This window comes from Pseudomonas sp. PME37.24/025 (genome assembly GCF_055556615.1).
In genome coordinates, this window is sequence record NZ_JBVHNK010000423.1 from 1 (window position 1) to 246 (window position 246).

Here is a 246-nt window from a genome sequence, read left to right on the forward strand (position 1 = left end):
CGTCGCGGCCGTGGCATCCGTCGTCCTGGGCGCGGTGCTGCTGACGGGCGCGGCGGCGACTCCGACTCCGCAGCAGTCGACCGACCCCACCCGAGCCGCGGAGTACTGGCTCGACCAGTACGGCATCCGTGAGGCGTGGAAGACGACGCGCGGTGCGGGCCAGAAGATCGCGATCATCGACACCGGAATCGCCCGCGGACCGGTCGAGTTCACCGGCGCCGTCGCCAGCGGCACCGACGTCTCCGG

General features: G+C 72.8%; 1 pseudogene. It reads left to right on the forward strand.

Features of this window, described 5'->3' with window-relative positions:
* Window positions 1-246 (forward strand): annotated as a pseudogene (locus ACZ3HH_RS30920) (hypothetical protein); the annotation flags it as partial.